This is a genomic window from Kitasatospora sp. NPDC057015 (assembly GCF_042673745.1).
GTDB lineage: Bacteria > Actinomycetota > Actinomycetes > Streptomycetales > Streptomycetaceae > Kitasatospora.
This window is the reverse complement of record NZ_JBHUSG010000050.1, coordinates 44,050-51,363: the sequence shown is the minus strand read 5'-3', so window position 1 is coordinate 51,363 and position 7,314 is coordinate 44,050. Positions and strand designations below refer to the sequence as shown.

At 72.6% G+C, this 7,314-nt stretch carries 10 protein-coding genes; 2 read left to right on the top strand and 8 right to left on the bottom strand.

Annotated features, from left to right (window positions below; genetic code table 11):
• Positions 1-156, bottom strand: a 156-nt coding sequence (locus ACFTWP_RS33715) for a DUF397 domain-containing protein (RefSeq protein ID WP_380268819.1), incomplete at its 3' end; no start/stop codon positions are given.
• Positions 157-242: 86 nt separating this feature from the next.
• Positions 243-1,286, bottom strand: a complete 1,044-nt coding sequence (locus ACFTWP_RS33710; RefSeq protein ID WP_380268794.1) for a Scr1 family TA system antitoxin-like transcriptional regulator — start codon at positions 1,284-1,286, stop codon at positions 243-245.
• A 111-nt stretch (positions 1,287-1,397) separates the two neighbouring features.
• On the opposite strand from ACFTWP_RS33710, the gene ACFTWP_RS33705 reads away from it, so the two are divergent.
• Complete coding sequence (locus tag ACFTWP_RS33705) at positions 1,398-1,802, top strand: hypothetical protein (protein ID WP_380268793.1); 405 nt, start codon at positions 1,398-1,400, stop codon at positions 1,800-1,802.
• The gene (locus tag ACFTWP_RS33700) at positions 1,799-2,344 is read left to right on the top strand and encodes a hypothetical protein (protein WP_380268792.1); all 546 of its coding nucleotides are present in this window, start codon (positions 1,799-1,801) and stop codon (positions 2,342-2,344) included. The genes ACFTWP_RS33705 and ACFTWP_RS33700 overlap by 4 nt, the downstream gene beginning before the upstream one ends.
• Positions 2,345-2,461: 117 nt before the next feature.
• On the opposite strand, the gene ACFTWP_RS33695 is transcribed toward ACFTWP_RS33700, so the two are convergent.
• The 6 genes from ACFTWP_RS33695 to ACFTWP_RS33670 all read right to left on the bottom strand — a co-directional run bounded on the left by ACFTWP_RS33695 (position 2,462) and on the right by ACFTWP_RS33670 (position 7,129).
• A complete protein-coding gene (locus ACFTWP_RS33695) occupies positions 2,462-2,821 on the bottom strand; it encodes a peptidoglycan-binding protein (protein ID WP_380268790.1) in 360 nt (119 codons plus the stop codon).
• Between the two features lie 176 nt (positions 2,822-2,997).
• The gene (locus ACFTWP_RS33690) at positions 2,998-3,675 is read right to left on the bottom strand and encodes a phosphonatase-like hydrolase (RefSeq protein ID WP_380268789.1); all 678 of its coding nucleotides are present in this window, start codon (positions 3,673-3,675) and stop codon (positions 2,998-3,000) included.
• A 105-nt stretch (positions 3,676-3,780) separates the two neighbouring features.
• Complete coding sequence (locus ACFTWP_RS33685; protein WP_380268787.1) at positions 3,781-4,902, bottom strand: TIGR03364 family FAD-dependent oxidoreductase; 1,122 nt, start codon at positions 4,900-4,902, stop codon at positions 3,781-3,783.
• Positions 4,903-5,004: 102 nt separating this feature from the next.
• Positions 5,005-5,517: a pyridoxamine 5'-phosphate oxidase family protein gene (locus ACFTWP_RS33680; RefSeq protein ID WP_380268786.1), complete on the bottom strand. Its 513-nt coding sequence runs from the start codon at positions 5,515-5,517 to the stop codon at positions 5,005-5,007.
• Between the two features lie 215 nt (positions 5,518-5,732).
• Complete coding sequence (locus ACFTWP_RS33675) at positions 5,733-6,482, bottom strand: phosphatase PAP2 family protein (RefSeq protein ID WP_380268784.1); 750 nt, start codon at positions 6,480-6,482, stop codon at positions 5,733-5,735.
• Positions 6,479-7,129: a DedA family protein gene (locus ACFTWP_RS33670; RefSeq protein ID WP_380268818.1), complete on the bottom strand. Its 651-nt coding sequence runs from the start codon at positions 7,127-7,129 to the stop codon at positions 6,479-6,481. The genes ACFTWP_RS33675 and ACFTWP_RS33670 overlap by 4 nt, the downstream gene beginning before the upstream one ends.
• Positions 7,130-7,314 lie beyond the last annotated feature (185 nt).

Here is a 7,314-nt window from a genome sequence, read left to right as displayed (position 1 = left end):
CGCCGGGAAGACCAGGGCCGGGCCCTCGGGGTCCTTGGAGTCACGGACGGGCATCACACCGGGGAAACCCGGCGCGATCTCGATGCACTGGCCACCGTTGTTGCTGTGGCTCGACTTGCGCCAGACAGCTCCGGTCAGCTCCACATGGTCGGTCATCACAGCAGTTCCTTCCATACAGCGCGGATCATCGCGAGGGAATCAGCCTGCGACAGCACTTGGCCAGGAAGCCTCGGGCGGCCGGGTCAGACGGCGCCGAACTCGCCGCGCGCGGCGGCGGCCACGAACGCCTGCCAGGCGCCGGCCGGGAAGACCAGGGCCGGGCCCTCGGGGTCCTTGGAGTCACGGACGGGCATCACACCGGGGAAACCCGGCGCGATCTCGATGCACTGGCCACCCCCGTTGCTGTACGAGCTCTTGAGCCAGGGAGCGCCGGTCAGGTCAACATTGCTGGAGGTCATGATGGGCAGTTCCTTCCGTACAGCGCGGACCATAGCCAGGGAATCCGCCCTTGAGAGGGCCTCAACCTGAAGCCGATCGTAGTCCTTGGACCATGCCGCGACCGCCTCGGTTTCGCTCTCCAGAAAGCCACGTGCCAGGGTCTCCGTGTATCCGAAGAGAACCCTGCTGCGCATCGTCAGCAGCGTCACAGGCAGGGTGAACGGCACCCGCTCACCCAGGTTGAACGGTGCCACCTGGAGGATCAGGTTCGGCCGCCCGGCGAGTTGCTCCAAGTGACGCAACTGACCGGCCATGACCCCCGGGCCGCCAACCGTACGCCGAAGACAGCTCTCGTCGAGGACCGCATGGACGACAGGTGCCGGAGTGCGATGCAGGAGACGTTGCCGCGCGAGCCGGAAGGCCAGTCGCTCGTCGGCCTGGCTCTGGGTGATCTCACCGCGCACAACCGCCGCGTTCACCAGCGCCGCCGCATAGGACGCGGTCTGGAGGAGCCCTGGCACGACACTGAGTTCGAAGAGCTGCACCCCTACGGCCTCGGCCTCGCGCGTCGCGTACTCCGGAAACCCGTCGATCAGAGAGCCATGACCCAGATGCCACCACATGAGCGCGAGCGTGCCGCCCGTCTCCAACGCGGCATCAGCCAGCTTGGCGAACCGTACGGGCGGAGTCCGCTCGGCTCTCTCAACATAGGAGACGTAGGCCCCGGAGTAGTTCACGAGGGCGCCCAGCTGACTTTGAGTCAATCCTCTTGCCTCCCGTGACCTGCGGAGCTGCACGCCGAAGGCGGCAAGCGGAGACGTCGAGGGATCAAGGTCCCGCCGATTCATCGGGCCTCCAAATCAACAGGTCCTACTGTCAATTCAAATTCGTTCCGATCGTAGAGCGCAGAACCGAAGATTGATAGCAGAAGGCGACACGACCACTACGGAGCGCTACCCATGACTGAAGGTCAGCACTGTGACCAGGCCGGACAACCGCCGGAGCCCAGAACCTTTCCCCCGTGCGAGTGCGGCAGCCCCCGGTGCGGAGGCCGCCCCGAGGCCGACCTCAGGCTCACCAGCCCGTACCCGCCGGTCACCTCGGCGGTCGCGCGCAGCGCCCCGCCGGTCGTCCCGTACGTTCCCCGGCAGGTGGGCGAACTCGTGCTCGACGCGCTGAGCGGACGACTCGGCCACTTCATGGGCCGGATCGGGAAGGCGGTCTACCTGCGGCCGGAGTACGGCGGCGCGGAGTGGGAGGTCGATCCCGGCTGGATCGACCGGCCGCCCGGGGCGCTCGGGGCGAAGCTGTCCGAGCGGAACCGGGACAGTCGGCTCAACTCCGGTGCTCCGGGAGAGGCATGAGGCCGCCGCGTCCACTGGTCACGCTGGCCGCCACGACCGTGGTGGTCGCCGTCAGCGGCGCCGTGGCGCTCGGCGCGGCCTGGCCGATCCGGGACGGGCCGGCGGGCACCACCGCGCTGGTCGCCCTGCTGGCGTTCGGGATCTCGCTGATGGTGGGCGTCTCGGCGTCCGAGCCGGTGCTGCGCCGTACCGCCGCCCGGCAGGCCCGGGCGGCCCCGGACCCGGCCCCGATCCCGGCCCCGATCCCGACGCCGGCACCGCCGTGGGTGTCCGGCCCGGTGCCCGCACCGGCCCCGCCTCCCGTACCGACGACGACGCCGACGCCGCCGGCGACGCCCGTCGCGGTCGACGTCGGGCCCGGGTCCGGCCGGTGCTTCGGCTGCTTCCGGCTGGAGCCGGTGGCCGGGACGGGCCTGCTGACCGTGGCCGAATCGACGGTTCCCCTGCACCTGTGCCGGTGGTGCCTGGAGCACCTGGAGGGCTGGCACGCCCGGGAGGAGGCCCGGCTCCGGACGGAGGGCGAGCCGTCGTCCAGCGCGTGAGTCCGGTGGTGCACGGGCGCCTCGGCCCCGAGCTCCGGGGCGGACCCACGGTGTCCGGTGGCCGAGGAGGCCACCGGACACCGCGTTCACCCGGGCAGGCTCAGAACCCCGACCGGATCAGAACCCGCAGCCCGAATTCGGGTTGTAGAGCTTGTTCCAGGTGTTCCGGCCGACGATGCCGTCCTGGACGAGCCCGTTGCACCACTGGACCCACCGCACGGCCGAGTCGGTGTTCTGCCCCCAGATGCCGTCCTGCGCGAGCGCGCCGCCCCAGCGGCTGTTCCAGTCGACCAGACACTGGATCTGCTTGACCGCGTCGCCCTGGGCTCCGTACGAGAGCTCCGGGCGGTAGTCGGAGGACACCCAGGTGCAGGCCCGGGAGTCCGCGCTGGCGGTGGGCGCCGCGCCGAGGAGGCTCCCGAGGACCAGGGCGGCCCCGGCCGCACCGGTGGCTATCCGACGGTTCGTCATACGCATGCTGTGAACTCTTCTCCCGTTACCCACGCGATCTCACATCGCCTTGGGAGAAACACTATCCGCCGATCTTCGAACAGTGCGGGTACGGCCGTTCGGGCGCTCCCGGCGGATCCCCGGCGGCCCCGCCCGCCGGCCGTCGCCGCCCCGCCCGGCCGGCGACGGCCCCGCCACCGGCCTCAGCCCGCGAGCAGCTTCGGCAGCTCGGCGATCGAGCCCAGCACGTGGGTGGCGCCGTCGGCCCGCAGGCGGTCCTCGGTGTGCGCGCCGGTGAGGACGCCGGCGACGACCGGGGCGCCGGCCCGGGTGCCGGTGAGCATGTCGTACCCGGTGTCGCCGGCCACCGCGATCTGCCGGACGGAGTCCGTGGCGGTGCGCAGCAGCGCCGTGAGCACCATGTCGGGGTAGGGGCGGCCGCGGCCGGCGTCGGCGGGGCAGAGGGTGAGGTCGGCGATGTCCTGCCAGCCCAGGGCGGCGAGGATGCGGTCCTGGGTGGGGCGGGAGAAGCCGGTGGTGAGGGCCACCTTCCGGCCCTGTGCGCGCAGTTCGGCGATGGCCTCGGCGGCACCGGGGAGGGCGGCGCAGTGCCCCTCGTCGACCAGGTCGTGGTAGGCCGCCTCGAAGGCGAGGTTGGCCCGCTGGGCCTTCTCCTCCTCGCCGAAGAGGTACCGGAAGACCGAGATCTTGGACTCGCCCATGGTGGCCCGGACGTGCTCCAGCATGCGCTGCTGCTCGGGGCTGTCGGCTTCGACGCCGAGGGTCGCTGCGGCGGCGCGGAAGGCCCGCTCGACCAGGCCGTCGTCGGCGACGGTGGTGCCGGCCATGTCGAGGACGACCAGGCGGATGTCGGTGCTCATGCTCAAGGTTCCTTAGCTGTCTGCGCGTTCGTGGGTTGACGGGTCTGCGGTCGGCGGGTCGGAGGCCGACCGGTCAGCGGCCGACGGGTGTGCAACCGAGACGGGTCAGAGGTCGGCGAGGTCGGCGGTGGTCTCGGCGATGGCGGGCGAGCAGGTCATGCCGCGCCCGCCGGGGCCGGTGACCAGCCAGACGCCGTCGCGCAGCCGCTCGCGGTGGACGACCCTGGTGGTGTCGGTGCACTGGGCGTAGACCCCGGCCCAGCGGCGGCGGATCCGCGGCAGCGGCCGGCCGAGCAACTCCTCCGCCACGGCGGCGAGGTGCTCGTAGGGGGCCTCGTCGACATCGAAGGCGAAGGGGTGCTCGTACTCGTGGGTGTCGCCGATGGTGAGGCCGCCGTCCTGGCGCTGGACCATCAGCAGCTGCATCTTGTGCTCGGCGGCGGTCGGCGGCTGCGGCTGCGCGGCCTTCAGCTGGTCCAGGGCGCTGCCGGCGAAGGCGGGGTAGTAGCGGAAGCTGTCGCCGTCGGCGACGGAGGTGGTGAGCGGCTCGTCCAGCGGGTCGGTCTGCATCATCTGCAGGCGGACGCGGCGGACCGGGAGTTCGGGGGCGAGCTCGCGGATCAGGCCGCCGGTCCAGGCGCCGGTGCAGAGGATCACCAGGTCGCCGCCGTGCACGTCACCGTGGTCGTCGCGGACGGCGTTCTCGCCGATCACCTCGCGGACCTCGCGACCGGGCAGGAAGGTGTACCGGCCGGTGGCCAGCAGGGCGGCGCGCAGGACGGGTTGGGCGATCCGCGGCTCGACGGCGGCGTCCCGGCCGCACCACAGGGCGCCGAGGAGCTTGCCGCGCAGGGCGGGGTTGGCGGCCCGGGTCTCCTCCGGGTCGAGCAGGCGGTAGCCGCGCTCGGCGGCGTCCGGCAGGGTCAGGGCCTGTTCGGCGACGGCGAGTTCGGCCTCGGTGCGGACGGCGGTGAGCGAGCCGTTGGCGCGGAACCCGAGCCCGGGCACCCGCTCGCCGATCCGCTCCCACAGTTCGCGGGCGCGCAGTGCGGTGGCGAGTTCCTCGCCGGCGCTGCGTCCGCTGACCCAGACCAGGCCGAAGTTGCGGACGGAGGCGCCGCGCGCCTCGGCCTCGCGCTCCAGGTGAACGACCTCGTGGCCGCGCTCGACGGCGTGCCAGGCGTGCATGGTGCCGAGCACGCCTGCTCCTACAACGATGACTCTCATGCGGCCAGGCTGTCGCCTGGAGGTGGCCGCGAGGGGTCCGAATCGCGGCGCGCAGGTGAATGAGCCCAAAAAGTTGTACAGACAACACACCCGTGGGGTGGCTCAGCGCAGGACGGTCGCCCGCAGGTAGTTCCGCCGGCCGAAGTGCGGCTCGTCCACCGCCGTCAGCTCCTCCACCTGGAACCGGTAGAGCGCCGCCGCACCCCCGCCGCTCAGGAACTGCTCCCGGACGTCCGGGTCCCGGGCGAAGGCGGGGTAGCGGCCCTGGTAGGCGGCGAGGGCCGCCTCCGCCTGCCGCCCCCAGGCCTCGCACGCGGCGCCGGACAGCTGGACGCCCCGCAGCTGCTCGCCGAACACCGGCGGCGGCAGGAAGACGGTGGCGGCGGCTCTGGCCTCCTCGGCGAGGTGGCGGCTGTGCCGGGTGGAGCGCTCGCTGACGAAGTAGAGGACCAGGTCGTCGTCGTGGGCGAAGAAGGCGAGGTTGGCGTGCGGCCCGCGCTCGGGGCCGGAGGTGGCCAGCGTGAGCACCATGCTCTCGGCCAGGATGCCCTCGACACCCTTGCGGAACTCCTCGGCGGGCCAGTCGCCCTGTGTGACGTCGAGCCGGTACGGCATGGCGCATCCCTCCGCTGGAACGACAGCTGGACCTACCGCCCCGGGCCGCCCGGGCCGGCCACGGCACACGGGCCCGGGGCCCCGACGGCAGCCGGGGACGGCGGCGGCCGGGAACGACGGAGCCGGGCGCGGCCCCCGGCTTCGGGGGCCTCACCCGGCTCACATGCTCCCGCCGCGCGGCCCGGCCGCACAAGAGCGGCGGCCGTCCGCGGGGGTCAGCGCGCCGGTGTCCGCGCCGGCTCCTGGCCGGGCGCTCCCGGCCCGTCCGGCTCGTGCGGCCCGTCCGATCCGTCGGGCCCGACCGGCCCGGCGCCCAGCACCGCGCCGAGCGACCCGCTGCGGGCGCGGTCCACGAGCGGGGCGGCGCGACCGGCCGCGATCGCCAGCGGGACGCCGATCGCCGTCCCGACCAGGGCGCCGACCAGGACGTCGTGCGGGTAGTGCACGCCCACCCACACCCGGGACAGGCCCATCAGGGCGGCCGCGATCCACCCGGTCCAGGCCAGGGCGGTCAGGCCGAGCCCGCGGAAGGCGAACCAGAGCGCGGCGGCGGCCGCGAAGGCGATCACCGTGTGGTTGCTGGGGAACGACCAGTCACCGACCCCGGGGCAGGTCTCCAGGGTGATCGTGCCGGCGATCTGCGCGCACGGTCTGACCTCCTCGACCAGGCTCTTGAACAGCGAGTCGAGGAGGTACGCCGTGATCACGATCAACGGCGAGGCCAGCACCCGGGCGAGCACCGCGGAGTCGGCGGCGCGCGCCCGCCACCAGGCGTGGAGCATGAGGACGGCGAAGAGCCCGAGGCCGACGGCCGACCACACCGTGACCAGCTGGTCCAGCCAGCGCGGGGCGGCGTCGGCCCAGCCGACGACCCGGGTGTAGAGGCCTCCGTCGATGCCGCTGCCGTCGTAGGCGAGCAGTGCGTGGAGCGGTCCGGCGACGCCGGCGGGCGGGGCGGCCGTCATGCATCGCCTCCGCCCCGGCGGCCCCTGCGGGCGCGGAACAATTCGAGAGCAAGGGGAATCACAGAGACAACTACTACCAGACCGATGATCGGTAGCAGATAACGGTCGATATTGGGCACGGAGGATCCGAGTGCGTAACCCGCCATCGTCACCCCGACGGCCCACAGCGTGCCGCCGACGACCTGCCAGAAGGTGAAGGTGCGCAGCGGCACGTCCAGGACGCCGCAGAGCGGGTTGAGCACCGTGCGCACCACCGGGATGAAGCGGGCCAGCACGATCGCCTTGCCGTACCCGTACTTGGAGAGCAGTTCCTCGGCGCGTTCGACGCCGTGGTGGAGGCTCTTGTTGTTCGAACGCCGCAGCAGGGCGTGGCCGCCGCGCCGGCCGATCAGGTAGCCGACGTGGGCGCCCACCAGTGCTCCGATCACCGCGGCCGGCAGCACCTGGTAGAGCTGGAGCTGAGGGCCGTCGGTGGCCCCGGGGACGCAGAGCAGGCCGGCCGTGAAGAGCAGCGAGTCGCCGGGCAGGAAGAACCCGACGAGCAGGCCGGTCTCGGCGAACAGGATGACGGCGACACCGAGGGCGCCGAAGGCGGCCAGCAGCGAGGACGCGTCGAGCAGGTTCACCGCCAGCGAGCCGTGGCCGATCGGGCCCGCGACCGCCGGGCCGGCGAGGTTCTGGACCTGTGCGTGCAGGGTCTGCGCCTGCGCGGCGGACCAGGTGAGCACGGACGAATCGAACACGGCGGGCGAACCTCCCGTAGCTTGGGGGGCGGCCCTGCGGGGCGCGCTCCGATCGTCTACAGTGACGTAGACGGTCTACGTGACTGTAG

What these genes read in the sequence shown, in the direction of transcription:
- ACFTWP_RS33710 (WP_380268794.1), bottom strand. Translation starts at nt 1,286, where the DNA reads ATGAATCGGCGGGACCTTGATCCCTCGACGTCTCCGCTTGCCGCCTTC.
- ACFTWP_RS33705 (WP_380268793.1), top strand. Translation starts at nt 1,398, where the DNA reads ATGACTGAAGGTCAGCACTGTGACCAGGCCGGACAACCGCCGGAGCCC.
- ACFTWP_RS33700 (WP_380268792.1), top strand. Translation starts at nt 1,799, where the DNA reads ATGAGGCCGCCGCGTCCACTGGTCACGCTGGCCGCCACGACCGTGGTG.
- ACFTWP_RS33695 (WP_380268790.1), bottom strand. Translation starts at nt 2,821, where the DNA reads ATGCGTATGACGAACCGTCGGATAGCCACCGGTGCGGCCGGGGCCGCC.
- ACFTWP_RS33690 (WP_380268789.1), bottom strand. Translation starts at nt 3,675, where the DNA reads ATGAGCACCGACATCCGCCTGGTCGTCCTCGACATGGCCGGCACCACC.
- ACFTWP_RS33685 (WP_380268787.1), bottom strand. Translation starts at nt 4,902, where the DNA reads ATGAGAGTCATCGTTGTAGGAGCAGGCGTGCTCGGCACCATGCACGCC.
- ACFTWP_RS33680 (WP_380268786.1), bottom strand. Translation starts at nt 5,517, where the DNA reads ATGCCGTACCGGCTCGACGTCACACAGGGCGACTGGCCCGCCGAGGAG.
- ACFTWP_RS33675 (WP_380268784.1), bottom strand. Translation starts at nt 6,482, where the DNA reads ATGACGGCCGCCCCGCCCGCCGGCGTCGCCGGACCGCTCCACGCACTG.